This is a genomic window from Paramagnetospirillum sp., from assembly GCF_058402745.1.
Window position 1 is genome coordinate 586,874 of sequence record NZ_JBZVFI010000018.1, and the last position, 25,498, is coordinate 612,371.

25 protein-coding genes and 1 tRNA gene are annotated in these 25,498 nt (G+C 67.1%); 9 read left to right on the top strand and 17 right to left on the bottom strand.

Annotated elements, in window-relative coordinates; translation table 11 throughout:
• Positions 1-6 precede the first annotated feature (6 nt).
• A complete protein-coding gene (locus ACV4UZ_RS18785) occupies positions 7-1,902 on the top strand; it encodes a PhoX family protein (RefSeq protein WP_491602305.1) in 1,896 nt (631 codons plus the stop codon).
• An 87-nt stretch (positions 1,903-1,989) separates the two neighbouring features.
• Here ACV4UZ_RS18785 and ACV4UZ_RS18790 read toward each other — a convergent pair whose 3' ends face one another.
• The 10 genes from ACV4UZ_RS18790 to ACV4UZ_RS18835 all read right to left on the bottom strand — a co-directional run bounded on the left by ACV4UZ_RS18790 (position 1,990) and on the right by ACV4UZ_RS18835 (position 12,710).
• Positions 1,990-2,289, bottom strand: a complete 300-nt coding sequence (locus ACV4UZ_RS18790) for a hypothetical protein (protein ID WP_491602306.1) — start codon at positions 2,287-2,289, stop codon at positions 1,990-1,992.
• A gap of 60 nt (positions 2,290-2,349) precedes the next feature.
• Entirely contained in the window at positions 2,350-3,915 is a 1,566-nt protein-coding gene (locus tag ACV4UZ_RS18795) for a hypothetical protein (RefSeq protein ID WP_491602307.1), read from the bottom strand.
• Positions 3,902-4,859 (bottom strand): IS630 family transposase gene (locus tag ACV4UZ_RS18800; protein WP_491599710.1). Its coding sequence is split into 2 segments (ribosomal slippage): positions 3,902-4,529 and positions 4,528-4,859, totalling 960 coding nucleotides; the frame shifts between segments, so codons are not numbered across the junction. Before ACV4UZ_RS18800 ends, ACV4UZ_RS18795 begins: the two co-directional genes overlap by 14 nt.
• Before the next feature lie 182 nt (positions 4,860-5,041).
• Positions 5,042-6,526 carry a phage terminase large subunit gene (gene terL / locus ACV4UZ_RS18805; RefSeq protein WP_491602308.1) on the bottom strand — a complete coding sequence of 495 codons (1,485 nt, stop codon included), beginning with the start codon at positions 6,524-6,526 and terminating at the stop codon, positions 5,042-5,044.
• Positions 6,527-6,735: 209 nt separating this feature from the next.
• A complete protein-coding gene (locus tag ACV4UZ_RS18810; RefSeq protein ID WP_491602309.1) occupies positions 6,736-8,229 on the bottom strand; it encodes a hypothetical protein in 1,494 nt (497 codons plus the stop codon).
• Positions 8,230-8,299: 70 nt separating this feature from the next.
• On the bottom strand, positions 8,300-8,599 hold the full coding sequence (locus ACV4UZ_RS18815; RefSeq protein ID WP_491602310.1) for a hypothetical protein: 300 nt from the start codon (positions 8,597-8,599) through the stop codon (positions 8,300-8,302).
• 84 nt (positions 8,600-8,683) lie between these two features.
• Positions 8,684-10,846: a phage tail protein gene (locus ACV4UZ_RS18820; RefSeq protein ID WP_491602311.1), complete on the bottom strand. Its 2,163-nt coding sequence runs from the start codon at positions 10,844-10,846 to the stop codon at positions 8,684-8,686.
• Complete coding sequence (locus ACV4UZ_RS18825; protein ID WP_491602312.1) at positions 10,843-11,412, bottom strand: phage connector family protein; 570 nt, start codon at positions 11,410-11,412, stop codon at positions 10,843-10,845. The genes ACV4UZ_RS18820 and ACV4UZ_RS18825 overlap by 4 nt, the downstream gene beginning before the upstream one ends.
• 196 nt (positions 11,413-11,608) lie before the next feature.
• Entirely contained in the window at positions 11,609-11,878 is a 270-nt protein-coding gene (locus ACV4UZ_RS18830) for a hypothetical protein (RefSeq protein ID WP_491602313.1), read from the bottom strand.
• 13 nt (positions 11,879-11,891) lie between these two features.
• Positions 11,892-12,710 (bottom strand): phage capsid protein, encoded by an 819-nt coding sequence (locus ACV4UZ_RS18835; RefSeq protein WP_491602314.1) that lies wholly within the window; start codon positions 12,708-12,710, stop codon positions 11,892-11,894.
• Between the two features lie 335 nt (positions 12,711-13,045).
• On the opposite strand from ACV4UZ_RS18835, the gene ACV4UZ_RS18840 reads away from it, so the two are divergent.
• Complete coding sequence (locus ACV4UZ_RS18840) at positions 13,046-13,480, top strand: bacteriohemerythrin (RefSeq protein WP_491602315.1); 435 nt, start codon at positions 13,046-13,048, stop codon at positions 13,478-13,480.
• Positions 13,481-13,956: 476 nt separating this feature from the next.
• The gene (locus ACV4UZ_RS18845; RefSeq protein ID WP_491602316.1) at positions 13,957-14,328 is read left to right on the top strand and encodes a hypothetical protein; all 372 of its coding nucleotides are present in this window, start codon (positions 13,957-13,959) and stop codon (positions 14,326-14,328) included.
• Between the two features lie 64 nt (positions 14,329-14,392).
• On the opposite strand, the gene ACV4UZ_RS18850 is transcribed toward ACV4UZ_RS18845, so the two are convergent.
• Both ACV4UZ_RS18850 and ACV4UZ_RS18855 read right to left on the bottom strand, forming a co-directional pair.
• A tRNA-Ala gene (locus ACV4UZ_RS18850) sits at positions 14,393-14,468 on the bottom strand.
• Positions 14,469-14,576: 108 nt separating this feature from the next.
• Entirely contained in the window at positions 14,577-14,957 is a 381-nt protein-coding gene (locus ACV4UZ_RS18855; RefSeq protein ID WP_491602317.1) for a TIGR02300 family protein, read from the bottom strand.
• Between the two features lie 187 nt (positions 14,958-15,144).
• Here ACV4UZ_RS18855 and aroA point away from each other — a divergent pair, with 187 nt between their 5' ends.
• From aroA to rpsA, 3 genes are all read left to right on the top strand, one after another.
• Positions 15,145-16,479, top strand: coding sequence for a 3-phosphoshikimate 1-carboxyvinyltransferase (aroA, locus tag ACV4UZ_RS18860; protein ID WP_491602318.1), 1,335 nt, complete (start codon positions 15,145-15,147; stop codon positions 16,477-16,479).
• A gap of 160 nt (positions 16,480-16,639) precedes the next feature.
• Positions 16,640-17,278, top strand: coding sequence for a (d)CMP kinase (cmk, locus tag ACV4UZ_RS18865; protein ID WP_491602319.1), 639 nt, complete (start codon positions 16,640-16,642; stop codon positions 17,276-17,278).
• A gap of 72 nt (positions 17,279-17,350) precedes the next feature.
• Positions 17,351-19,114: a 30S ribosomal protein S1 gene (gene rpsA / locus ACV4UZ_RS18870; RefSeq protein WP_491602320.1), complete on the top strand. Its 1,764-nt coding sequence runs from the start codon at positions 17,351-17,353 to the stop codon at positions 19,112-19,114.
• Between the two features lie 79 nt (positions 19,115-19,193).
• Here the strand turns inward: rpsA and nth are convergent, their stop codons facing one another.
• On the bottom strand, positions 19,194-19,829 hold the full coding sequence (gene nth, locus ACV4UZ_RS18875; protein WP_491602321.1) for an endonuclease III: 636 nt from the start codon (positions 19,827-19,829) through the stop codon (positions 19,194-19,196).
• Positions 19,826-20,602, bottom strand: coding sequence for a histidinol-phosphatase (gene hisN, locus ACV4UZ_RS18880; RefSeq protein ID WP_491602322.1), 777 nt, complete (start codon positions 20,600-20,602; stop codon positions 19,826-19,828). The genes nth and hisN overlap by 4 nt, the downstream gene beginning before the upstream one ends.
• Positions 20,603-20,699: 97 nt before the next feature.
• Here hisN and ACV4UZ_RS18885 point away from each other — a divergent pair, with 97 nt between their 5' ends.
• Together ACV4UZ_RS18885 and ACV4UZ_RS18890 are read left to right on the top strand one after the other, a co-directional pair.
• Positions 20,700-21,440, top strand: coding sequence for a 3-deoxy-manno-octulosonate cytidylyltransferase (locus tag ACV4UZ_RS18885; protein WP_491602323.1), 741 nt, complete (start codon positions 20,700-20,702; stop codon positions 21,438-21,440).
• 8 nt (positions 21,441-21,448) lie between these two features.
• Positions 21,449-22,318 (top strand): prephenate dehydratase, encoded by an 870-nt coding sequence (locus ACV4UZ_RS18890; RefSeq protein WP_491602324.1) that lies wholly within the window; start codon positions 21,449-21,451, stop codon positions 22,316-22,318.
• A 19-nt stretch (positions 22,319-22,337) separates the two neighbouring features.
• On the opposite strand, the gene ACV4UZ_RS18895 is transcribed toward ACV4UZ_RS18890, so the two are convergent.
• Both ACV4UZ_RS18895 and ACV4UZ_RS18900 read right to left on the bottom strand, forming a co-directional pair.
• Complete coding sequence (locus ACV4UZ_RS18895; protein ID WP_491602325.1) at positions 22,338-22,898, bottom strand: HNH endonuclease; 561 nt, start codon at positions 22,896-22,898, stop codon at positions 22,338-22,340.
• 96 nt (positions 22,899-22,994) lie between these two features.
• Positions 22,995-23,669 carry an alpha/beta hydrolase gene (locus ACV4UZ_RS18900; RefSeq protein ID WP_491602326.1) on the bottom strand — a complete coding sequence of 225 codons (675 nt, stop codon included), beginning with the start codon at positions 23,667-23,669 and terminating at the stop codon, positions 22,995-22,997.
• A gap of 78 nt (positions 23,670-23,747) precedes the next feature.
• On the opposite strand from ACV4UZ_RS18900, the gene gluQRS reads away from it, so the two are divergent.
• Complete coding sequence (gene gluQRS / locus ACV4UZ_RS18905) at positions 23,748-24,587, top strand: tRNA glutamyl-Q(34) synthetase GluQRS (protein ID WP_491602327.1); 840 nt, start codon at positions 23,748-23,750, stop codon at positions 24,585-24,587.
• A gap of 52 nt (positions 24,588-24,639) precedes the next feature.
• Here gluQRS and ACV4UZ_RS18910 read toward each other — a convergent pair whose 3' ends face one another.
• Complete coding sequence (locus tag ACV4UZ_RS18910; RefSeq protein WP_491602328.1) at positions 24,640-25,392, bottom strand: J domain-containing protein; 753 nt, start codon at positions 25,390-25,392, stop codon at positions 24,640-24,642.
• Between the last annotated feature and the right edge of the window lie 106 nt (positions 25,393-25,498).

Below are 25,498 nucleotides of genomic sequence, written 5' to 3' on the forward strand. Positions count from 1 at the left end.
CCCGGCATGTCCGACCATCCCCGCAACCCGTCCTTCGACGCCATCGCCACCGGTCGCCGCGCCGCGCTCAAGACCCTGCTGGCCGGAACCGCCGCCGCCCTGGCACCGGTCCCCGCCATGGCCATGGCCGAGCCGAAGGACCCCTCGAGCCTGACCTTCCGCAGTCCGCCCCACGTCATCGCCGATGACCACCAATTGGCACCAGGCCATCGGGCCAAGGTGCTGATCCGCTGGGGTGACGCGGTGGAGTACGATGCTCCGGCCTTTCAAGGCCAAAGCCTGAACGCCGCCGATCAGGAAAGGCAGTTCGGTTACAACAACGACTTCGTGGCCTTCATGCCGCTGCCGGTGGGATCGTTGAATTCCGATCACGGCCTGCTCTGCGTCAATCACGAATACACCAACGCCGAACTGATGTTTCCCGGCATCACCATGAAGAACAAGGCCGAAGCCTTGACCCGCGAGCAGGCGGATGTGGAGATCGCCGCCCACGGCCATTCGGTGGTCGAGGTCAAGCGGGTGGACAATGCCTGGAATGTGGTGGCCAACAGCCCCTTCAACCGCCGGATCACGGCGCTGTCCACCGAGATCGCGATCTCGGGTCCGGCCGCCGGCCATCCCCGGCTGCGCACCAAGGCCGATCCCGCCGGGCGCAAGGTGATCGGCACCCTGAACAATTGCGGCGGCGGCGTCACTCCCTGGGGCACGGTGCTGATCGCGGAAGAGAATGTCGATACCTATTTCGGCGGCTCGGCCAAGGGCACGGCGGAGGAGCGCAACCACGAACGCATGGGCATCAAGGGCAAGTCCCGTTATGCCTGGTCGCGCTTTCACCCTCGCTTCGACGTGGCCAAGGAGCCCAACGAGCCGAACCGTTTCGGCTGGGTGGTGGAACTGGACCCCTACGACCCCACCTTCGTGCCGGTCAAGCGCACGGCGCTGGGCCGCTTCAAGCACGAGGCCGCCACCTGCGTGCTGGCGCCCGATGGCCGGGTGGTGGTCTACAGCGGCGACGACGAGGTGTTCGAATACCTCTACCGCTTCGTCTCCAAGGGCAAGGTCGATCCCCGGAACCGCCGTGCCAATCTCGGCCTGCTGGACGAAGGCACCCTGTCGGTGGCCCGCTTCGACCAGGACGGCACCGTTTCCTGGATGCCGCTGGTGTGGGGACGGGGCAGGCTGACGCCGGAAAACGGCTTCACGTCCCAGGCCGACGTGATGATCGAGGCACGGCGTGCCGCCGATCTGGTGGGGGCCACCCCCATGGACCGGCCCGAGGACGTGGAGACCAACCCGGCCAACGGCCGCGTCTACGTCATGCTGACCAACAACAGCCAGCGGAAGCCGGAACAGGTGGGCGGCCCTCACCCGCGCGCCAACAACCGGCACGGCCACATCATCGAGATGAGTCCGCCGGGCGCCGGCAAGGGGCGAATGGGAGACCATGCCGCCGATCGCTACCGATGGGAGATTCTGTTGATGGCCGGCAGGGCCGAGGACGGAGCCCGCTATCATCCCCTCAATGACCGCTTCGGGGCGTGGATGTCGGCGCCCGACAATTGTGCCTTCGACAATCGCGGCCGGCTGTGGATTTCCACGGACCAGGGCTCGAACCAGAAGGCCAATGCCATTCCCGACGGCATGTATGCCTGCGACGTGGAGGGCAGGGGCCGTGCCCTGCTGAAGCTGTTCTACGCCTGTCCGCGCGACGCCGAGATGTGCGGCCCGGCCTTCACCCCCGACAACCGCACGCTGTTCGTCGCGGTCCAGCATCCGGGCGAGGACAAGGAATCCACCTTCGACAAGCCCTCTACCCGCTGGCCGGACTTCGACCCCGGGATTCCGCCCCGGCCGGCCGTCGTCGCCATCACCCGCGCCGATGACGGCCCGCTGGGACATTGAGGCAAGGGGGGCGCGTCCGCTCCCGCCTGACCACGCCCGGCCTGGCGGGGAAGGGGGCGGGAGCGGCGCGCCCTGTTTCCGGTGCCGTCAGCGCGTGGCCGACTGGACGCCGTCCAGCTTGCCCTCGATGCGGACGAGGTGTTCGGTGAGCCGCTGCTCCACGTCCTTGAGATAGCCGGTGGTGGCATAGCTCTTGGCCACCTCCAGCTTGTAGGCGGCCAGGGCCTCGCGGGCCTGGCCCATGCCCACGTCCAGGCGGTGCTCCAGCTCGTCGATGCGATGGTCGGCCTCGTGGCGGACCCGCCAGACGGTCATGGCCATGGCGCCCAGCACGGGCAGCTCGACGGCGGTGATCCACCAGCGCAGGTCGGTGAAGAAAGTGTCCATGGGGAATCTCCAGAAAGAACGACCGGGCGGCGACGGGACGGCCGCCGCCCGGTCGGGCGGCTACTTGACCAGGAGGGCGACGCCCTTGACCTGCTGAGATTTGGCGTTGAAGGTCTTCAGGCGGTATTTGACCGTGGTGCCGGAAGGCTGGCCGGAGACGTCGGCGTCGGCCCACAGGACGTTGAAGCCGGATATGGTAAAGCCGCTGTCGGTCAAGGTGCCGGCACTCCAGTTCGAGCCGTCACGGGTCGCCTCGAAGGTGACGTCGGTGTTCAGCGTCGAGGCGTCGATGGCCTTATGCAGCACCAGTGCCTTGACCTTGGCGGGCGCGCTGGCGGGGGCCGGCGACAGGGCGTTGGAGACCAGGGTCATGGCAGAGGGGGCGACGGCGTAGGTCCAGGCGATCCCACTGATCGTATTGCTCGCGTTGTACAGGCCGCCGGTCAGACGCAGGGTCGCCGTCGAGGTTGCCGACCAGGTGTAAAGCAACGTTTCTCCCTTGCTGAAGCTGAAGGTCGAATCGATACGGCGGATATCGAAAGTGTCCCCGGTCGCCACGGCGAAGGGGCCGTAAACCGCACTGCCTCCCTTATAAAGGGTCGCCACGTTATTGTTGCTGATGCAGAAGTACCAGCTGTCGGTCATCGACGGGAGGTTGGCCCTCATCGCCCCGGCCGACCAGGTCGAATCCTCCCCCGAGGCATACATGCCGAAATAGAAATCGCTGTTGCCGATTCCTGACGAGAAGTTGAGGGTGAACGTCGCGGCGACATCAGCGCTGAAGGTCATGTTGCTGCGCACCGCGGCGTCATCGTTGCTGGACTTGCCTAACTGGCCTGCCGCGGGATAGGTGATGCTGCCGCCGCCATTCCAGTCGGCTCCTCCCGGGATCAAGGACGCGGTGCCCGGATTGCCATAGAGCTTGCCGGAGACGCTGTAGGTCTGGCCGCTACTGTTCTCACCGATGGTGTCGGCGTTGTAAGCGTCACACCAGCCGTTGAACAGCGCCTCGGCCTCGATGCCGCCATGTACCGACGAGGACAGGGCCTGGCGCAGGATGTTGCGCTCGTCGATGGCGATGTCGGCGGCGACCATGGCGATCTTGCCGTCCACATAGGTCTTTACCGCCTTCTGGCTGGCGATTCTGCCGTCGGAATTGGCCGCAAGCGTACCGTCTTCATCCAGGGCCTTGTAAGCGGCCGAACCGAGGTCGCCCGGCTGGACCGCGCTGTCGGCCTTGGCCCCTTGCGCGACGGTGGCGAAGTCCGCCGGGTTGATGTCGGTGGCGATGGCGAGATGCTCGCCCGACGAATCGCTGGTCTTGGTGACCGAGATGTGGGCGCCGGCCACCACCTTGACCTCCAGGAAGCCGGGGGCGTCGGAGCCCGACACCTGCACCTTGCCGGTGCGGCGCAGGGTGATGGCGGTGCCCGCCGAGGGGACGGTGGCGAAGCGCACGGCGCCGCCCTCCGGCGAACTGGCGCCCAGCAGGGTGAAGCCGGCGGTCTGGACGGAGCCGTTGACCAGCACCTCCAGGTCGGCGGGCTCGAAGACGGGAAAGTCGAAGCCGAAGGTGGCGCAATGGCCATCGGCGGAATAGAGCGGCGTGCGTTTAATCTGAAACATACCCGGCTTCCCTGAGGTAGTTCCAGCATTCGTCTGGGGTGTAGAGATCGCAGATATTGCCGACGGCCTTCCAGAGGTCGTCGATGGTGCGCGCGCCGATCCGTCGGAGATGAGCCTTGAGTTTGGCAAAGGCCATCTCGATTGGGTTTAGGTCTGGGCTGTATGGGGGTAGGAACAGGAACCAGGCGCCTCTCTCCTTGAGGATGGCCTTGGCCTTCTCGCTTTTATGGCTGGAGAGGTTGTCGAGGATGACGACGTCGCCCGGCTGGAGCGTCGGGGCCAGTTGGGTCTCGACGTAGACCTCGAAGGTTTGTCGGTTCATGGGGCCGTTTATGATCCAGGGTGCCGTCAGACCGTCACAGCGCAAGGCGGCGATGAAGGTTTGGGTTCCCCAGTGGCCGAATGGCGCGCGGGCCTTGAACCGTTGCCCTCGCGGTGCCCGTCCCCGCAACCGGGTCATCTTGGTGGTGGTGGCGGTCTCGTCGATGAACGCCAGCCGGTGAGGCTCCTGGCACATCCGGGGCTGGCGGTGGCTCAGCCAGGTCCGGCGCTCCGCCACCACATCATCGCGACCGGCTTCGGTGGCCAGCAGCGTTTTTTTTGACGCTGAAGCCTTGCCCGATCAGAAACCGCGAGAGTGACGCCGGGTGGGCCGTGACGCCGCATTCGGCCTTCAGCTTGGCCGCCAGTTCCGGCATCGTGATGTCGCCTTGCGCCTCCACCCAGCCGGTCAGAAGAGCGGCAAAGGCCGCCAGCTTACCACCGCCCGGCGGACGGCCTTGCCGCAAGGGCTCCAACGAACCCGTCGCCGCCATCCGTTGTGCAAGACGGACGCTGGTCGCGGCGCTCACTCCAAAATGCCGAGCCGCCGCTCGCCGCGATTCGCCGTGTTCGATCTTACCGTAAACACGGACCCGAAGATCTGATGATAGCCATTTGCCCATGATCCACCTCCAATGAGGTTGAATCACTTTTTCGCCTACAAGGGAATCCCCTGCGATTCAGATTTCAGGTCCGATGCTCTAGGTGACGCTCTGCGGAGTCATGGGTCGTCCTTTCACATGAAAAACCCGCCGGTCGAAGGGACCGGCGGGCGGAGATTCCCCGAAGTCAGGAGGGGAACGGGTCAGAAGTCGAAGTCGGTGGGCGCCACGACCGCCCGGCCGCCGGGGCGCCAGTCGGGACGCCCGGCGGTGGCCGGGATCGGCCGCGACAGGCGCACCGGCTGGGACAGGAGGCAGCCGGCGACGGCGTCCAGGCCGTCGTCGCGCCCCCGGCCCCCCGGCTGCCACTCGCGCATCTCGGCGATGAACGGGGTGTCCCAGACGCTGCGGTGGACATGGAGCGCGCCGGCGGCCAGCACCGCGTCGAAGGCATCGACGATGCGCTGGTCCTTGGCCCGCTTGCTGCTGGCTTCGAGGACGGCGCAGGCGATGCCGGCCCCGCCCAGCTCGCGGCGCAGCAGGCCGGGCAGGAAACGGCCGAGACCGTTGGTTTCCAGCTGTACCGCCGGCAGGTGCAGGTCGGCGGCGAAGCGGGCCACCTGACGGCACAGCTGGGTGGCCTCGTCGGTCTCGGTGCGGGCCGGGTCGTGCTCGAGATAGCGCACCCGGTGCAGCCAGTAGAGCCCTTCCTCGTCGGTGAACAGGGCGGCCACCACCGAGGAATCGCCCTTGCCGGGCGCCCCGTAGGCCGGGTCCCACCAGCAGGCCGCCGAGACCATGCGCTTGCCCCCGATGGTCAGCAGCGGCAGGCCGTTGCCCTCGCCATAGGACAGTTCGGCCTCGTAAAGGCGCAGGCGGTCGGGGTCGAGGCGGCCATCGGCGATGTTGACGGGGCGCAGCATCATCTGGCTGTCGAACTTGTTGGGGCCCGAACGCTTGCGGATGGCGCCGACGCGTTCGAGGGGAAAGCGCTCGGGCCAGGCGGAGCGGCCCCGGCCATCGATCAGCGGCAGTTCCAGGCGGTGAAAGCCGTCGAGGAAGGGGCGGCTTTCGCCCGCCTCCAGCCGGGGGCGGTCGGCGTAGATGGTGTAATAGGAGTGCGGCGTGCCGACGTAGAGCTGGGTGCCGCCCGGCACCATCACGTACTCGATCTCGGCCAGCCGCTCGCGCAGGTCGGCCCGCTTGGGCGCCGTGTCGCAGGTGTTGGGCACCTCGACGTCGTCGCAGATCACGATCTCGGCGCGACTGCCGGTGATGTTGGCGCCGATGCCCTTGGCCACCATGGAGGGGTCGCGCAGCTCGCCCGGCCGGTTGACGGTGAACTGGTCGGCGGCCCACTGGTCGCGGCGCTTGGGCTTCAGGCCCTGGGTGAGCGGATGACGCTCGACGATGCGCTTGACGTTTCTGACCATCTTCTTGGCCAGCGCCAGATCGGCGGCCAGCACCATGATGCGCAGGTCGGGATTACAGGCCAGCACCCAGGCGCAGAACAGGCCGACGATGGTGGACTTGCCGCTGGAGCGGAACGCCATCAGCAGCAATTCCCGCTCGCGGCCATGCCAGCGCGCCGCCAGCCAGCGGGCCATGCGCAGCTGATGCCGGGGCGTGCCCAGCCCCAGGCGCTGGTTCCAGATCCAGACGAATTCAGGGAAGTTGGCGGATTTCATTGCTCCTCCTCGTCGGACGGGTTGGTGGCGTCGAGAGCGGCCAGCCGGCCGTCCGGGCCGGATAAGTCCTCGGCCATGGTTGGTCTCCTTGGCGGTTGGTGAAAATTCGCCCCCGCTGCCCGGAAAGGGGTGGCGGGGGCGCAGAGGTCTCAGGGGCGAGGACGGTGGCTTGCGCATGGAGGCCTTGAGGCCCTCCACATGCTCATTGCCTAGAAGCTGTAGGAGCTGATCTGGAGATTGCCGCCATTGGCCTGCCCGGATGGCAAGTTCTGGTAGTAAAGCGTCTGGCTCGTGCTGATCGGCATATTGGCGAAAGGGGCCGCGCCGTTGCTGGAGTAGTACCACCGGACCTGGCCCAGGCCTTCGGCATTGGCTGCCAGGAAGGTCCAGTTCCAGGCCGTCCCCGCCGAGAACAGGTCGCCACCGCAGACCGTGGCGTTCGGGGGGACGGCGGAGGCAATCGACAGCGAGATGAAGGAGCCGGCGGCCGAAAAGGTTATGGTGACCGGGTTGAAATAGACCGTTCGACCGATCTGGCGGCCGACGCGGAACATGCCTGCGGCATCCGTGCCCCATACGCCGATGAGCGCCGAATAGGCATAGCCGGGTGGCATGTTGGGGCCGGAATAGAGGCCGCCACTGCTGGTGGTGACGTTGCAGGCCAGAACCGAGGACGTCCCGTCCGCCTTGGCGATGGCGTACAGGCAGACATAGCCGCTGGCGGGCGCCGCGCCGCTGTCCATGCCACCGGCCCCCGTGACGGCGAGGTTGACCGACTGGCTGTAGCCGGCAAGGTTGATGGCTGTACCCCCCACCGCCGTCTTGACGACTACCTCGTCGGCCGAGATCACGGCCGTGGCCGAGGCCGCCGGGACGTTGACGATGATGTTGCTCGCCGATCCCGAAATGCCTGCCGCGCCGCCCGACGGCGTCGCCCAGGTGCCGTCGCCGCGCAGGAACGACGAGGAATCGGCGGTTCCGCTTCCCAGGCGCGCAGCCGGAACCGTGCCGGAAGCCAGGGCGTCGGCATTGAGGTTGACGAGCATCGAACCGTCCACCGCCGGCAGCTTTCCCGAGGCCTCCAACATCACGACCTGCCCGGCGGCGGTGCCCACGTTCTTGGTCGCGGCGCTGCCCAGACCCAGATTGATCCGCGCCTGCGCCTTGTCGGGCAGGTCGGCCAGATTCTGGCTCTTGCGCAGCATGTCCGAGGCGTCCACCTGGGTCAGGTTGACCAGGGCATCGGCCGAGCCGTTCCAGCCCAGCACCTTGCCCGACTCGGGCTCCGGCAGGGTCAGATTCACGGCGTGGGACAGGTCGGCGGTGACCGGGCGCTTCACGGTCCGCGCCACTTCCTCGGCCAGTTCCTGAATCGCCGCGACGTTCTGGTCCACCGCGTCGTTCAACTCGTGCGGGGTGGGGGCGCGTTCGTCCAGGAAGTCGCCGGTGCGGGCATAGGTCTGCCGGCGGCGGATGGTGATGCGCTGGCCGGCGGACGGAGCGGCCGCGAACACCACCGCACCACCGTCGGAACTGCCGGTGCCGCGCACGGTGAAACCGGAGGCGACCAGGGAGTCGGCGACGAAGACCTCGAGGTCGGAGGCGGTGAAGATGGGGAACGGAAACTCGAAGGTCCTGCCGGTGCCGTCGGCCACCGTCTGAACGGTGGGCGAGACATCGGGAATGCGGATATGGGTCGTCATGAAACTATCCTTTCAGGTATGAAAAAGCCCGCCGGTCATGGAAACCGGCGGGCGGCGGGGACGGGAGGGTTCAGTCCTCCCCGTCCATGTCGTCCAGGGCGTCAAGCGCCGCCCGTGCGCCTTCCAGCAGGCGCTCCATGCCGGATTCCTCGTCGGGCTCGGCTGAACCCTCGGCCCAGCGGGCCAGCTTGACCAGCAGGTCCACATGGGCCAGCGCCGCCTTGGCCGCCGCGTGCCAGGCGGCGAAGCCCTTGGAATCGGCCGGCGGCGCGGTGGCGGTGAACTCCTCGTAGCCGGCCAAAGCCGCCGCCACGTGATCGGGCAGGCTGGCGGCCAGCCGGGCGCGCAGGCCGGGCATGTCCTCGGCCATGGTTGGTCTCCTCGTGGCTGTGGAAGGGAAAAGAAAACCCCGCCGCCCGGGGGACGGGCGGCGGGGAAAAACTCCATCATCGGGTCAGAGGAGATCGGTCCAGCCGATGGCAGCGATGCTGTGCGTGATCTGGGCCGCGTAGTAGATGTTTGAACTTTCCAGCATCATCTCGACTGCCCCGGCATAATAGTTACCGGTGCTGCCGAAGTATCCGACATTGCTCGTCGATTGGTTATTGCCACCATAGCTGCCGTTGGGCGCGAGCAGGACGACACCAGCTCCCATGCAGTTCGCCGCGATCCGCACCTGAGACGCAGTCGGCGGAAAGACATCGGAAATGGATGCTGAAACATAGCTGATCTCGGTGGAGACCGAGATCACGGTGCAGGGCAGCGGCAGGTCCTGTTCGATGCGCCACAGGGGCTGCATGACGTCGCGGGTCCAGCCGATGGCGCGGACCTTGACGTCGCCGGAAAAGGCCGGCGGACGGGTGGCGAAGCGGTCCGGCCCCCGCCGCCGGAACGGAATCGGGGTGGCGCCCCGGCCGGTGTCGATGAACAGCGCCTTGGTCTCCAGCACCCGGAAGCAGGCCTGGACCAGGCGGACGGCGCGGCCGGCGGCCATGGGCTGCCCGGCGGCGGCCTGGGGCGGCAAGGGTTCGATGCGGTGGGCATAGGGCAGCCCCGCCTCGATGGTCGAAGCGGCGGCCGGCAGCGTGATGCCGCCGTCCTCCACCACCGCCTCGGCGACGGTGGTTCCGTCCATCAGCACCCGCACGTCTTGGCCGTTCAGATGGTCAAGACCGCTCCAGGTGGAAGACGGCGTCCCGCGATGGCCGGCCAGGGCGGCGTCCAGGTTGAGGGAGTCGTCGAAGCATTCGACGAAATGGCCGCCGCCGCGTTCGACCAGCACATGGGTCTCGCCGTCCACCACCGCCACCGAGCGAAAGGCGCCCAGGGTTTCGTACACCGTCCAGGCGGTGACCTTCTCGGCGCGGTAGACGGTGAGCGTGGCCATGGTGCCGTCGGCCATCACCACATGGAACAGGCGGCGGCCCGAATCGTAATCCTGGTCCACCGGCCCGGTCATGACGTGCTTGGCGACCATGGCGAGGTCGTTGGCCTGATAGGCCTGGTCCATGTCGGCGAACAGGAACTCGCGCAGCTCGCGGCCGTTGTGCGAGACGAAGTGGGTGGCCCCGTCCACGTCCCTGGGCGGCACGCTGCGGTCCACCGGCGAGCCCACCCGGGTCTGGCGGTTGAGCTGGATCTTGGTGGGCGTCACGGGCGAGCCCACCACCATCCACTCGGCGCCCGAGGTGAACACCTGCAGGTGGCGGCCCGAGAACACCGCCCGGATGGCGTCCACCTGATTGGACAGCAGGCTGAATTCGATGGCCTCGTCGTCCAGGCCGGTGCCCAGGTCGAAGTTGAACAGGTCCATGGATTTGGACAGCCACAGGCGGTTGGGCAGATCCCGCGACCCGCCGATGGCCAGCCGCCCCTGGTGGAAACAGGCCGAGACCGGCCAGCCGCGCAGGGATGAAAAGGACTGCTCCTCCCAATCCTTGGTGGCACCCGTTCCGCTCAGGGGCTGCTTGACGTCGGCGTTGGCCTGGGTGGGCGACACCACCGAGGTGATCAGCACCTGCTTGCCGCCCACCCGAAAGCGCAGCCCGGCATGGGCCGCCTGGAACACCGGAGCGGAGGCCGACAGGGTGATGGAGCCGCTGCTGCCGCTCGGCGTCAGCGTCACCGCGTCATCGGCGAATTTATGGGTGGGGACGAAAACGACGCCGTTCTCCTCGAAATAGCTCCACTCGGCAAGGGTCCAGGAATTCACCCCGGTGCGGGTGATCTTGCGCGGCGCGACCTCGGGATGAACCACCAGCAGGGTGTCGGCGCTTTGGGTCCAGTTCAGCTGGGCGATCTGGGTCGCGTTCCACGGCGTCGCCAGTTCGGCCACCTTGGTCCCCTCGGCATAGATGTCCATCCAGCCGTCCGAAAGCGCCAGCAGATAGGTCTGCTCGGTGTTGAACTCGAAGGCGATCAGCCGGCCCGGCCCCCGGGCCGTGGCCACGTGGCGCAGGCCGGGGCGGCGGCGCACTCCGCCGATGGGGGCCACCACCACGTTGCGCAGGGATCGCGCCCCGTTGGCGTAAAGGGCGAGATCGCCGCGACCGGCCAGATCCACGTCGACCTCGCCGGCGGTGAAGCTGGTCTTGGTGAAGATGGGCAGGCCGCTCATGACCGCACCTCCACCAGGGGGAAGTCGGTGATGGCCGACGGCGTGTGGCTCTGGGCGTCGATCAGCTTGGCGCGGCGGAATTCGTCCTCGGCCAGGCGGAACAGGAACTGGGCCCGGGTGGTGCTCTCGGTGAGCGGAATGCAGAACTCGGCGGTGAGCCGCGCCATCAGCATCTGGTCGAAATAGGGCGGAAAGGCGCTTTCATCCGGGCGGTAGATGTAGGTCAGCACCACCTCCTCGGCGTCGCACAACAGGCGCGAGCCGTTGATGCGGAACACCAGTCCCGCTCCCCGCCCGCTGGGTCCCGCCGACAGCACCCGCAGGAAGTCGATGGGCAGCTGGTAGGCATGGGCGAAATCGGCCAGCGGCTCGCCGGCCAGACGGGCCAGGGTGGCCTGGCCGGTGGCGAAGCTCCACGGATGGGACGACAGGGCGCCGTCGCGCAGCGGCGGATAGAGGTTGGCGGCCACTTCCGACTCGGCCGAGCCGTCGTCGAAGCCGGCGATGGGGGCGGCGCCCACGCGGATCAGGGCGCGCGAGCACAAGGCGATGGCGGACAGGGCCATGGCGGGGTCTCCTGGAATGGGACATGGGGTAACCAAAGCCCCGCCCCCGCAGCGTGAGAGGATCGCGCGGGGGCGGGGCGGCGGCCGGCGGCTGACACGGCGGGGGAAGGGGGAAACCCGCCGGAGCGCCAGGGCCGGAGCTGTGATGATGCGAATGGGGCTCCCCCGGATCGCTCCGGGGGAGGGGATAGCCGGATCAGCGGGTGTCGGCGCCGCCGATCTGGGTCAGGTCGTTGACGTCGACCACGCCGCCGGTATTGGCGGAGACCAGGAACAGGCCGGCCTTCATGGTGCCGGCGGTGTCCACGTTGGCGACGACGATGTCGCCGACCCGCAGCATGGTCGAGGCGGCGTTGAAATAGCCGCTGGTATCGACGGTATCGGCGGCATCCGCGGTGGTGTAGTGCCACAGCGTGAAGCCGTTGGCATAGGCCAGGACCGACAGGTCCTTGGACTGATAGGCCATGATGGAAGCTCCCTTAGGATTCGAGGCAGCGCAGCGAGACGACGCCGGTGGCGTCGACCAGCGCGGCGCCCTGGCTCATGAAGTTGTTGACGAACCAGGCGGCGCGATCGCCCTGGTAGGTGATCTCCGACTTGACCTCGGCGCCGCAGGCATGGCCGACCGCCGATTTGTGGTACCAGTAGCAGTAGCGCACGCCCGACGACTTGGTCAGGCCCGAATGCGGCATCCAGGTGGTGCCCAGCCACTTCTTGGCCTGGGTGCCCTTCCAGGGCAGGTCGGCGGAACCGACATAGTCGGTGCTGGCGAATTCCTCGATGCCCATCAGCTCGGACCACTGCTTCCAGCCGACGATGGCATAGCGCTCGCCGTCATCGGGGACCTCGGCATCGCCCAGCATCTCGAAGGCTTCCAGCACCTTGTCGCGGGTCAGGCCGGTGGTGCCGTCCAGGGCGTAGTTGGCCGATTTGTCCAGCTCGGTGATGATCAGCTCGTCGGTCTTGCGGCCGAGCGCGTAGGCGCCGGCATTGACCAGCACGGCGCGCTCGTCGTGCTCGACCTTCAGCTCGTCCAGCTTGTCCAGCCAGTCGCCGGCGTAATAGTCGAACAGCTGGCATTCGACGGCGGTGTGGTCGATGTTCATCACCGGCACCTTGCCGTGACGGGCCTTGGTGCTGGCGGTGCCCTTGCCGACCTTCTGGAAGACGGCGATGGCGCCCTTGACGTTGTTGCGCACGCGCACGGTGTTGCGCAGCTTGGTGCCCATGCGCTGGTAGGCGGAATGGACCTCGTGGCCGTACTGCGTCGAGTAGGCGTTGATGATGCTCGTGGACATGTTTTGTTCCTCTGCGAGGTTGCATGGCGGTGAGCCCGCCCCCTCGGTTCTGCCCGACCGCGCGCGCCAGCGGCCGGGCGCCGTCGAGGCGGACCCGGAAAATCCGTCGGGCCGGGCCGAGCGGCCCGGTTGTCCCCGGATGAAGAAGAGGAGAAATCTGGTTCCACACCCCCGCTGCGGACGCAGTTCGGGTGTTGATGGGAATTTATATACCGGCTGATAGGAACATTGTCAACAGAAATTATCGACGGCAGAATTCGTCACCACCCGCCGCTGGACCCGCCGGCCCCTCTGCGCGAAACTCTGTGCATAGGCAACAGGGATGCGAGGCCGCCATGCTGATCTGGCGCGACGCGATGGCCATCGGCCAGCCCGACATCGATCACGCCCGCAAGCACGTGATCGGACGAATCAACGATTTCGAGCGGGCGCTGGGCACCAGCGGGTCCTACATCGCCCTGGGGCTGTTCCTCACCGGGCTTTACGAGGAAACCAGCATTGCCTTCGGCCGCGAGGAGAAGATCCAGCGCGAATGCTCGTTCCCCTTCACCGAGCCGCACCACCGCGAGCATGCCGCCATCCTGGAAAAGGTCGAGGTGATGAAGGAGCAGTACGACGAGCTGGACGCCCGCAGGGACTGCACCCTGCTGGTCCGCGAGCTGGCCATGCTGGCCAAGGAATGGATCACCGTCCACATCGTCCAGAGCGACCTGAAGCTCAGACCCTACTGGCTGAACCACAACGGCATCTATCTCAGGGGGCAGAGGTAGCTATTTCCCCAAGAGCCACCTTTTCGAGGGCCGCCAAGATGCTATGATCGGAAAAAGCGAAACCCCAGGAGGGGCATCTCTGCCTGTCCTGGGGTTCTAACTTCGTCGTGAGCGCGTGCTCGCATGAGCAGAGGGGCTTCACGGCTTCTTCTGCAAGGGTGGTCGGAAAAATGCCGTTCCGTCAAGCACAATTTGAATATCAACCTGTTGTGCTCTCCGCCCTTACAAGCACCATATCAGCTGATCGATTAAGCACATACCTAATACCAGCCGGTTTCGATCAAGAACGGGCCATCCGGCTCTATGTATGGAACTCATATGTTTCGCAGTGCTTTCACTTTCCGCTTCAGACTGCCGAAATTTCGCTAAGAAACACTGTTAATGAATACCTCTGCTCTAGATTCGGGACAAGCTGGCCACAAGACAACGGATTCCTGGAATTAGTTCCTGATCGCCGAGACCGTACTGACGATGCCGTGAAGAAGGTGATCAAAAGAGTCAAGGATGACGGCTATAAAATAACAACCGGAAGGATTGTGGCGGGGCTGCCTTTCGATTTCTGGGTTGGACTCTTCACAGGGAAATATGATCGCCCACTCTGGCAAACAACCCTTCACGGGTTATTCCCCAATCTGCCCAAAGGGACCCGGCGGCGTGACTTTTACGATCTGCTCATGTCGGTAAAGAATTTAAGGAACCGCATTGCCCACTACGAGCCCATCTTTGAACGGGACTTGTCGAAGGAGCATACCGACATCATCACGGCAATCCGTTTTCGTTGCGCCCACACGGCGGATTGGGTCAGCGCCCACAGCCGCCTGCAACTGGCATTGCGGCACAAGCCCTGAGCCTTTCCAGGCGACATCCCAAAAGCAGAAGGCCCGGTCATCGCTGACCGGGCCTTCGCTATTTTGGTGGAGCTAGACGGAATCGAACCGACGACCTCTTGAATGCCATTCAAGCGCTCTCCCAACTGAGCTATAGCCCCTGAAACTCGTTACCTGCGGGCTTGGGGCCCCGCCGGTGGAGGCGGAACATATGGTTTCCCGGGGGGGCTTGCAAGCGAAAAATTCGCCTTTTTGCCCACTTCGGAAAATCAGACTTCGTCCTCGCCCACCTCGTCCATGTGCTCCATGACCTCGGCCATGTCGTCATCGTCCTCGCCCAGGTCCGAGGCGTCCTCGATCAGGCCGCTTTCGTCGTCGTCGGCGCCATCGGCCTCGGCGTCCAGGACCTCGTCCTCGTCATCCACCACCGGCAAGTCGTCGGCGTCCATATCCGCCACCACGGGAATGGCCGCCGCCACCGGCGCCGCCTTTTCCGCCGCCGCGGCGCTGCCGCGACGCACCTTGAAGGGCATGTCGGGCTCCACCGTCGACCCGCACTTCGGGCAGACGATGGGAGTGCGCGTCAGGTCATAGAAACGGCATCCGCAGCTTTGGCAGGTGCGCTTCTGTCCCCATTCCGGCTTTGCCACTCTCGTCCTCCTTCAACGTGTCACTCGAACCCGGTAAAGGGGCCATTTGCCATGTTCCCCACCCTGTGTCAAAACGAAAAAGCGTGGGCGGTGCAGCATGGAACGCGGGTCTATGACGCCGATGCCGCCTGTGCTAGAGCTTCGCCGGGCAGCTTTTGCCCCTTGTCGCTGGTTATCAGGAGTGATCATGGCCAAGCCGCTTTCATCCCGTCGGGCCGCACCTTTGGCCGGTTCGGCGCGCGTGCCGGGTGACAAGTCCATCTCGCACCGCGCCCTGATGCTGGGCGCCCTGGCGGTGGGCGAAAGCGTGGTGACCGGCCTGCTGGAAGGCGACGATGTCTTGCGCACCGCCGCCTGTATGCGGGCGCTGGGCGCCGAGGTGGAGCGCCGCGACGACGGATCGTGGCGGCTGTTCGGTCGCGGCGTCGGCGGATTGATGGAGCCGGCGGACATCCTCGACATGGGCAATTCCGGCACCGGGGCGCGGCTGCTGATGGGCCTGGTGGCCACCCATCCCTTCACCAGCTTCTTCACCGGCGACGGATCGCTTCGCTCGCGGCCCATGCGCCGGGTGACCGAGCCCCTGTCGCGCATGGGCGCCCGCTTCGTCAGCCGCGACGGCGGCCGCCTGCCCCTGGCGGTGACCGGCACGGCCCAGCCCACCCCCATCACCTACGAGCTTCCCGTCGCCTCGGCCCAGGTGAAGTCGGCGATCATGCTGGCCGGCCTCAACACCGCCGGCGAGACCACGGTGATCGAGCGCGAGGCCACCCGCGACCACACCGAGCTGATGCTCAGGAATTTCGGCGCCACCGTGCGGGTCGAGGACGCCGAGGGTGGCGGCCGCGCCATCACCGTGGTGGGCTTTCCCGAACTGACCGGCCGTCCGGTGGTGGTGCCCGCCGATCCCTCTTCGGCCGCCTTCCCGGTGGTGGCCGCCCTGCTGGTGGAGGGGTCGGAGATCCGCCTGCCCGGAATCGGCACCAATCCCTTGCGGACCGGTCTCTACCAGAGCCTGCTGGAGATGGGCGCCGACATCCGCTTCGACAATCCCCGCGATCAGGCGGGCGAGCCGGTGGCCGACCTGGTGGTCCGCGCCTCGCGTCTCAAGGGCATCGACGTGCCGGCCGAGCGGGCGCCCTCCATGATCGACGAATACCCGATTCTGGCCGTCGCCGCCGCCTTCGCCGAGGGCACCACCCGCATGCGGGGCCTGGGCGAGCTGCGGGTCAAGGAAAGCGACCGCCTGGCCGCCATGGCCCGTGGCCTCGCCGCCTGCGGCGTGGCGGTGGAGGAGGAGAAGGACTCCCTCATCGTTCACGGCACCGGGCGCGTTCCCGACGGCGACGCCACCGTCGCCACCCATTTCGACCACCGCATCGCCATGTCCTTCCTGGTGATGGGCATGGCCTCGGCCCGGCCGGTGGCGGTGGACGATTCCGAGGCCATCGACACCAGCTTCCCCAACTTCGTCCAGCTGATGAACGGGCTGGGGGCAAAAATCGATACCGTCGGCGGCTGAAGTCGCAGAGACAGGGATTTCACCACAGAGACACAGAGACACAGAGAAGGCACAGAGAGATAAATCAGTTTTCTTTTTCTCTGCGCCTTCTCTGTGTCTCTGTGTCTCTGTGGTTCACTAACCCGATGGAACAAATCCATTGCCAGGTAAGGCTGAACCAATGACAACCACCATCATCGCCATCGACGGACCGGCCGCCGCCGGCAAGGGGACCCTGGCGCGGCGTCTGGCCGCCGAGCTGGGCTTCGACTATCTCGACACCGGCCTGATCTATCGCGCCGTCGGCATGAAGCTGGCCCGCGCCGGCCAGGACCCGGCCGACGTGGCCCTGGCCGAGCGGGCGGCCCGGGACCTGTCGCCCGCCGATCTTGCCGCCGATGACCTGCGCATCGACGAAGCCGCCCTGGCGGCGTCCAAGGTGGCCTCCATTCCGGGCGTGCGCGCCGCGCTCCTTGACTTCCAGCGCCGTTTCGCCGCCACGCCCCCCGGGGGCAAGGGCGCGGTGCTGGACGGCCGCGACATCGGCACGGTGGTCTGCCCCGAGGCGGAGGTGAAGCTGTTCGTCACGGCCAGCGTGGAAAAAAGGGCCGAGCGGCGGCTGAAAGAGTTGCAGGAAAAGGGCCTGGGGGCTATATACGGCACCGTCCTGGCCGACATGCGGGAACGTGACGAGCGCGATACCAACCGCGCGGTCGCTCCGCTGGTGCCGGCCCAGGACGCCGCCGTGCTGGACACCTCCGACCTCGACGCCGACCAGGCTTTCGCCGCCGCGCTTGAGATCATCGGCTCCAAACGGTAGCGCTCGGAACATGTTGACGCCGCCCAGGCGAGTCCGGGGCGGTGGTTTTGTTTTTTGAGAAACGTCCTTTGTTTGCAAAGACCGCCGGATTCAACCGGCAGGCCGGAAAGACACGACACGAAAGGAACTTCCCTTACAATGACCAATACCGCTACTGCGCAGGCCGTCGACGATTTCGCCGCCCTGCTGGACGAGACCCTCGGTGTGGGCGGCTCGTTCGAAGGCTCCGTGATCACCGGTACCATCGTCGAGGTCGACGGTGACTTCGCCGTGATCGACGTGGGCCTCAAGTCCGAGGGCCGCGTCCCTCTCAAGGAATTCGCCACCGCCGGCCGCGTCGCCGACATCAAGGCCGGCGACCAGGTCGACGTGTTCGTCGAGCGCTATGAAGACCGCAACGGCGAGGTCGTGCTGTCGCGCGAGAAGGCCAAGCGCGAGGAAGCCTGGACCCTGCTGGAGAAGTCGTTCGAGGCGCAGCAGCGCGTCACCGGCGTGATCTTCGGCCGCGTCAAGGGCGGTTTCACCGTCGATCTGTCGGGCGCCGTGGCGTTCCTGCCGGGCAGCCAGGTCGACATCCGCCCCGTGCGCGACATCACCCCGCTGCTGGGCACCCCCCAGCCCTTCCAGATCCTCAAGATGGACCGCTCGCGCGGCAACATCGTGGTGTCGCGTCGCGCCGTTCTCGAAGAGACCCGCGCCGAGCAGCGCTCCGAGCTGATCGAGAACCTCAAGGAAGGCCAGATCCTCGAGGGCGTGGTCAAGAACATCACCGATTACGGTGCGTTCGTGGACTTGGGCGGCGTCGACGGCCTGCTGCACGTCACCGACATCGCCTGGAAGCGCATCAACCACCCGTCCGAGGCGCTGCACATCGGCCAGACCGTCAAGGTCCAGGTCATCCGCTTCAACTCGGAAACCCAGCGCATCTCGCTCGGCATCAAGCAGCTTGACGCCGATCCGTGGGAGGGCGTCGAGGCCAAGTACCCGGTCAACGCCAAGTTCTCCGGCCGCGTCACCAACATCACCGACTACGGCGCGTTCGTCGAGCTGGAGCCCGGTGTCGAGGGTCTGGTCCACGTCTCCGAGATGAGCTGGACCAAGAAGAACGTCCACCCCGGCAAGATCGTCTCCACCTCCCAGGAGGTCGAGGTCATGGTGCTGGACGTGGATCCCCAGAAGCGCCGCATCAGCCTGGGTCTCAAGCAGACCATGAACAACCCGTGGGAAGGGTTCATGGACCGCTTCCCCCAGGGCACCATCGTCGAAGGCGAGATCAAGAACATCACCGAGTTCGGCCTGTTCATCGGCCTGCCCGGCGACATCGACGGCATGGTCCACCTGTCGGATCTGGATTGGGCGACTCCCGGCGAGCAGGCCATCCAGAACTTCAAGAAGGGCGATGTGGTCAAGGCCAAGGTTCTCGACGTCGACGTCGAGAAGGAGCGCATCAGCCTCGGCATCAAGCAGCTGGGCTCGGACCCCTATCAGGACGCCGTGGCGTCCATCAAGAAGGGCGACGTGGTCACCTGCACCGTGACCCAGGTCACCGAGAACGGCCTGGAAGTCACCGTCGAGGGCATGACCGGCTTCATCCGCAAGTCCGAGCTGTCGCGCGAGCGCTCCGAGCAGCGCCCCGAGCGCTTCGCGGTCGGCGAGAAGATCGACGCCAAGATCACCGCCTTCGAGAAGGCGGCGCGCAAGATCACCCTGTCGGTGAAGGCGCGCGAGGTCGAGGAAGAGAAGCAGGCCATGGCCGAGTACGGTTCGTCCGACTCGGGCGCCTCGCTGGGCGACATCCTGGGTGCCGCCATGCGCAAGGCTCAGGAGAAGGAGTAATCCTTCGCCTGTAGGCTCGTCCGCTGAAGGGAAGGCCCGGTACCGCGAGGTGCCGGGCCTTTTCCTTTGGTACCTGCCTCTACGCCGTCTCCTTGCCCTCGAAGGCGCACACGTCCCGCACCACGCAGGCCGGACAGTCGGGCTTTCGGGCCTTGCAGACGTAACGGCCGTGCAGGATCAGCCAGTGGTGGGCGTGCTGCAGCCATCTGGCCGGCGTCGCCTTCATCAGCCCGGCTTCCACCGCCTCGACCGTCTTGCCCGGCGCCAGCCCGGTGCGGTTGGCGACGCGGAAGCAATGGGTGTCCACCGCGATGGTGGGCTCGCCGAAGGCGATGTTGAGCACGACATTGGCGGTCTTGCGGCCCACGCCGGGCAGGGCTTCCAGCGCCTCGCGGTCGTGGGGGACCTTGCCGCCGTGCTCGGCCAGCAGGCGGCGCGACAGTTCGATGACGTTTCTGGCCTTGGTCTTGTAGAGGCCGATGGTGCGGATGGCTTGGGCCAGCCCCTCCTCGCCCAGCTCCACCATGGCCTGGGGCGTGCTGACGCGGGCGAACAGCGGCCGGGTCGCCTTGTTGACGCCCGCGTCGGTGGCCTGGGCCGAAAGGACCACCGCCACCAGCAGGGTGTAGGGATCGGAATACTCCAGGTCGCTCTTGGGCTCGGGGTTGCGCTCGGCCAAAAGGGCGTAGAAGCGGTCGGCCTGGGCGGGAGTCATTGGTTGAGAACCCCCAGCGCCTCCGCGTGCAGGCGCCTGTCGCCGGCGGCGCAGACCCTGCCGTCGGAATGGATGGTGAGCGGACGGCCCGACCAGTCGGTCATGATTCCCCCCGCTCCCTCGACCACCGGCACCAGGGCGGCGAAATCGTAGGGCTTGAGCCCCGCCTCCACCACCAGATCGCAGAAGCCGGACGACAGCAGGGCATAGGCGTAGCAGTCGCAGCCGTAGCGCGGCCGCTTGCACTTGGCCGCGATGCGGTCCCAGGCGGGACGGGTCTTCTCGCAGAACAGTTCCGGCGCCGTGGTGAAGGCGTAGGCGTGGGCCAGATCGGGACAGGCGCGGATTCTGGCCGGCTGGCCGTTCAAGGTGGTGGGACGGCCGAGCGCGCCCAGCCAGCGCTCGCTGGTGAAGGCCTGGTCGATGACGCCCAGGATCGGCGTGCCGTTGCGGACGAGGCTGATCAGGGTGCCGAAGCTGGGCTTGCCGGTGATGAAGGCGGCCGTGCCGTCGATGGGGTCCAGCACCCAGACGTATTCGGCGTCGCAATTCTCGCGCCCGTGCTCCTCGCCCAGGATGCCGTGGGAGGGGACCTCGGCGGCCAGGATGGCGCGCATGGCCGCCTCCACCTCCCGGTCGGCGATGGTCACCGGGCTGGCGTCGGCCTTGTCGTCCACCGTCACCGGCGTGCGGAAGTACTTCCTGACCACCGGGCGGGCGGCGTCGGCCAGCCTTTCGGCCAGGGCGATGAATTCGGGGGCGCAGGCGGTCATGGTCAGGTCATTCCGTGCCGTTGGGTCGCGCCCAAGTGTGGCGCGAAACGCCGGTTGTGGATAGGGTGTAGGCGCAATCTTCCTCTGGGATCCCGCCATGGCCGCATTGAACCCCGTCATCGTCATCCCCGCCCGCATGCACGCCACCCGCCTGCCGGGCAAGCCGCTGGCCGACATTCACGGCGAACCGATGATCATCCACGTCTGGCGCCGGGCGGTGCAGGCGGGTCTCGGCCCGGTGGTGGTGGCCTGTTCCGAGCAGGAGGTGTTCGACGCCGTCCACGCCCATGGCGGCAACGCGGTGATGACCGATCCCGACCATCCGTCCGGTTCGGACCGGGTGTGGGAGGCGGTCCAGGGCATGGATTCCGAGGGCGAATTCGACGCCATCGTCAACGTCCAGGGCGACCTGCCGACCCTGGACCCCCGGATCATCCGCGCCGTCTTCGCGCCCCTGGCCGAACCGGGGGTCGACGTCTCCACCCTGGTGACCGAGATCACCGACGAGGAGGAGCGGACCAATCCCAACGTGGTCAAGGCGGTGGTGGGGCTGGCGCCCGGACAAAAGGTCGGCCGCGCGCTCTATTTCAGCCGCGCCACGGTGCCGGCCAACGAGGGGCCGCACTATCACCACATCGGGCTCTACGCCTATCGCCGCGACTCCTTGCGGCGCTTCGTCAGCCTGCCCCAGGGCGTTCTGGAGCGGCGCGAGAAGCTGGAGCAGCTGCGCGCCCTGGAAAACGGCATGCGCATCGATTGCGCCTTGGTTGACACCGTTCCGCTGGGTGTCGATACTCCCGCCGACCTCGAACGGGCGCGCGCCCTGCTGAAAGCCTGACTTCCGCCATGACCGACGCTCCCCACCCCGAGTCCGCCATCGCCTTCCAGGGCGAGCCCGGCGCCTATTCGCACCTGGCCTGCCGCAACGCCTATCCCGGCATGCAGCCGCTGCCCTCGGCCACCTTCGAGGACACCTTCGCCGCCGTGCGCGAGGGCCGGGCCCGCTATGCCATGATCCCCATCGACAATTCGCTGGCGGGCCGGGTCGCCGACGTCCATCACCTGATGCCCTATGCCGGCCTGCACATCATCGCCGAGCATTTCGAGCGCATCAGCCATCACCTGCTGGCCGTTCCGGGGGCCACGCTCGCCACCGTCAAGACGGTGAAGAGCCATGTCCACGCCCTGGGCCAGTGCCGCAACATGATCCGCGACCTGGGGCTCAAGGTGATCGTCGGCACCGACACCGCCGGCGCCGCCGCCGAGATCGCCCAGAAGGGCGACCCCACCATGGCGGCCATCGCCTCGGAACTGGCCGCCGAGGCCTATGGCCTGGTGTCGCTGAAGGCGGGCATCGAGGACGCCGAGCACAACACCACCCGCTTCGTGGTGCTGGCGCGCGAGGCCCTGGAGCCCAACCCCAACCTGCCCTGCGTCACCACCTTCGTGTTCCGGGTGCGCAACGTGGCCGCGGCGCTGTACAAGGCGCTGGGCGGCTTCGCCACCAACGGCATCAACATGACCCGGCTGGAAAGCTACATGGTGGGCGGCGAGTTCGCCGCCACCCAGTTCTACGCCGACGTGGAGGGCCACCCCGCCCAGCGCCCCCTGCGGCTGGCGCTGGAGGAGCTGGACTTCTTCAGCCACGAGGTCCGCATCCTGGGCGTCTATCCCCGCCATCCCTTCCGCATGAAGCAGCAGAGCAGCGCGGAATAGGCCGTCCGGCCGCGATCGGCTAGAACGGCTCCAGCTCGCTGTCCCAATAGAGGAAGTCACGCCAGCTTTCGTGCAGGTAGTTGGGGGGAAAGGCCCGGCCGTTCTCCTGCAACTGCCAGGTGGAAGGCTGGCCGGGGCGGCTGAGCAGCGCCATGCCCACCTCGAACAGCAGGCGGTCGCCCTTCATCAGGTTGCAGGGCGCGCAGGCGGTGACCACGTTGTCCCAGGTCGTCCGCCCCCCGCGCGAGCGCGGCAGCACGTGGTCGAAGGTGAGGTCGTGGGTGGGGAACCACTCGCCGCAATACTGGCAGGAGAAGCGGTCCCTCAGGAATACGTTGAAGCGGGTGAAGGCCGGCTTGCGTGCCGCCGGTATGAACTCCTTCAGCGCGATGACGCTGGGCAGCCGCAGCGAATGCCGGGGGGAGTGGACGACACGGTCGTATTCGGACACCACCGCCACGCGATCGGACACCACCGCCTTGATCGCGTCCTGCCAGGACCACAGCGACAGGGGAAAGTAGCTGAGCGGACGGAAGTCGGCGTTCAGCACCAGGGCAGGATGGCTGTCGAATGCGACCAAACCCCTCTCCCTTTCCTCGAGAGACATTCACAAAATATAGTATTCCCTATCGGTGTTCCATACCCCTCTTCGTGATGGTTTGGTGAAGCCGCCGGCCTAGCCGGTAATGCCGAACACCTGGCCCAGGAAGCCCAGGGCCATCTCGGCCCCGGGGCCGTCGATGCCGTGGCCGAGGCCAGGGCGCAGTTCGGTCAGCACCGGCACGCCCACGGCGGCCAGGGCCTGCTCGGCGGATTGCAGGCAATTGGGATTGACCACCTCGTCGTCGGCGCCGTGAATCAGCAGGGTGCGGGGCCGGGCGGTGATTTCCTTGGGCAGGGCCTCGGGATCGACCAGGGCGCCGGAAAAACCGATGACGGCCGCCGGTGCGACGCCACGGCGCAACGCCACGTGCAGCGCCATCATGGTGCCCTGGCTGAAGCCGATCAGCGCCACGTCGGCGGGCTGCACCCCCCACAGGGCGATCTGCTCGTCGATGAAGGCGTCGAGGATGGGGGCGGTTTCCCGCACGCCGGCCGAGATGGCGGGGATGGAGCGGTCCGCCAGGCTGAACCACTGGCGGCCGAAAGGCGCCATGTCGAAGGGGAAGGGCGCGTCGGGGGCCACGAAGGCGGCGTCGGGCAGGATCGAGGCGAAGAACGGCGCCAGCTCGATCAGGTCCGAGCCGTCCACGCCCACTCCGTGCAGCAGGATCACCAGCTGGGCGGCGGGACCGCCCGAGGCGGGCTCCACCGAGGGGCCGGAGAGTTTGATGGGCGCGGGGCTGGACATGACGGCTCCTGACGAAAGAAATCGCCGGCATTATGGTATGGTTCGGCCCGACTGTCCTGCTAAAGCTGGCGACAACTTGTGATCATTACCCGTTTCGCCCCCAGCCCCACCGGGGAACTGCACCTGGGCCACGCCCATTCCGCCCTGTTCGCCTTCGCCGAGGCGCGAAGGAGCGGCGGGCGCTTCCTGCTGCGCATCGAGGACATCGACCGCACCCGCTGCCGCCCGGAATTCACGCAAGGGATCTTCGAGGATCTGGCCTGGCTGGGCCTGGACTGGGGGCGGCCGGTCCGCGTCCAGTCCGGACATTTCGACGATTACCGCGCCGCCCTGGACCGGCTCGACGCCATGGGGCTGCTCTATCCCTGTTTCTGCACCAGGAAGGACATCGCCCGCGAGGTGGAGGGCGCCGGCCATGCCCCCCACGGCCCCGACGGGCCGCTCTATCCCGGCCATTGCCGCCATCTGCCGGCCGCCGAGCGGGCCGGGCGCAAGGAATCCGGCCAGCCCTTCGCCCTGCGCCTCGACGTGGCGGAGGCGGCGCGGCGGGTCGGCTCCCTGACGTGGCGCGATCGCGAGCGCGGCGAGCAGACCGCCCGGCCCGATCTGTTCGGCGACGTGGTGCTGGCCCGCAAGGACACCCCGGCCAGCTATCACCTGGCGGTGACGGTGGACGACGCGCTGCAGGGCGTCACCCTGGTGACCCGGGGGGTGGATCTGTTCGAGGCCACCCATGTCCACCGGCTGCTCCAGGCGCTGCTGGATCTGCCGACGCCCGATTACGCTCATCACCGTCTGCTCGCCGATGCGGATGGGCGGCGCTACGCCAAGCGCGACAGGTCGCTCACCCTGCGGGCGCTGCGCGAGGCGGGCCGCACCCCGGAAGAGGTGCGGAGGCTGGCGGGGGTCTCGGCCTGAATTCCGGGGTCTGCCGTGGCAATCGCCCGCCGCCGGGCGGCGGGCCGGCCCATCAATCCCGCAGAAGTTCCATGGCCTGGTTGAGCTGGCTCATGCGGTGGTGGTTGCCGTGATTGCTGTCGGGATGATGGATGGTGGCCAGCATGCGGAACTTGGCCCGCACGGTCCGGCGGTCGGGTGAGGCGCCGGGCGGGAAGCCCAGGATGTGAAGGGCGTCGGCCCGGGTCATCACCCCGCCGGGCAGCGGTTCGAAGGACAGGACGTTGATGATTGCCTTCAGCCGCTCGATTTCCTCGCCGGCGGCGGCCATGGCGGTTGCCTGCTCGCGCACGCCGCGGCGACGCTCGACCTTGGGATAGGCTTCCTCGGCGGCGGGTGATGGCGGCGGCGGGGCGGCCGGCGGCGGCGGCGGCGGGGCGGGTTCCTCGCCCGGCCGCTCGACCCTGAGGCGAATGTCGCCCTGGGCCATGGCCAGGGCCAGGCCTAAGGCGCGGCGGATGGCCTCGACGCTGTAGCCCGGCGCCATGCGCACCTGCAGGCGCGGCTTGCGGCGCCACGGGCGGCCCTCGGCCGGGCCGGACTTGAGGATGACGGTCTCGCGATCATCGGGCTCGGGCTCGCCCGGATCGGGAAAGGCGGCGATGGTCTCGGGCGGCACCACCAGCAGCACCGAGCGGGCGATGTCGCCCACGTTGACCCGGCGGCGGAGCGCCAGCTTGTCCACCGCGTCGCGGAAGGCGCTGGCGCAGGGGATGGTGTAGGAGTGCTTCACCGGGTTGGCGGCGGCGATGGTGTGATCTTTCATGGTCCGGACGCGACGGTCGAATCGGGTGCCCTCACCCACCCAAAATGATTAGGGCGAAATGGTCGAATCCGTCAACTGCTAAGGTTGGCCGCTCATGAGGAAAATG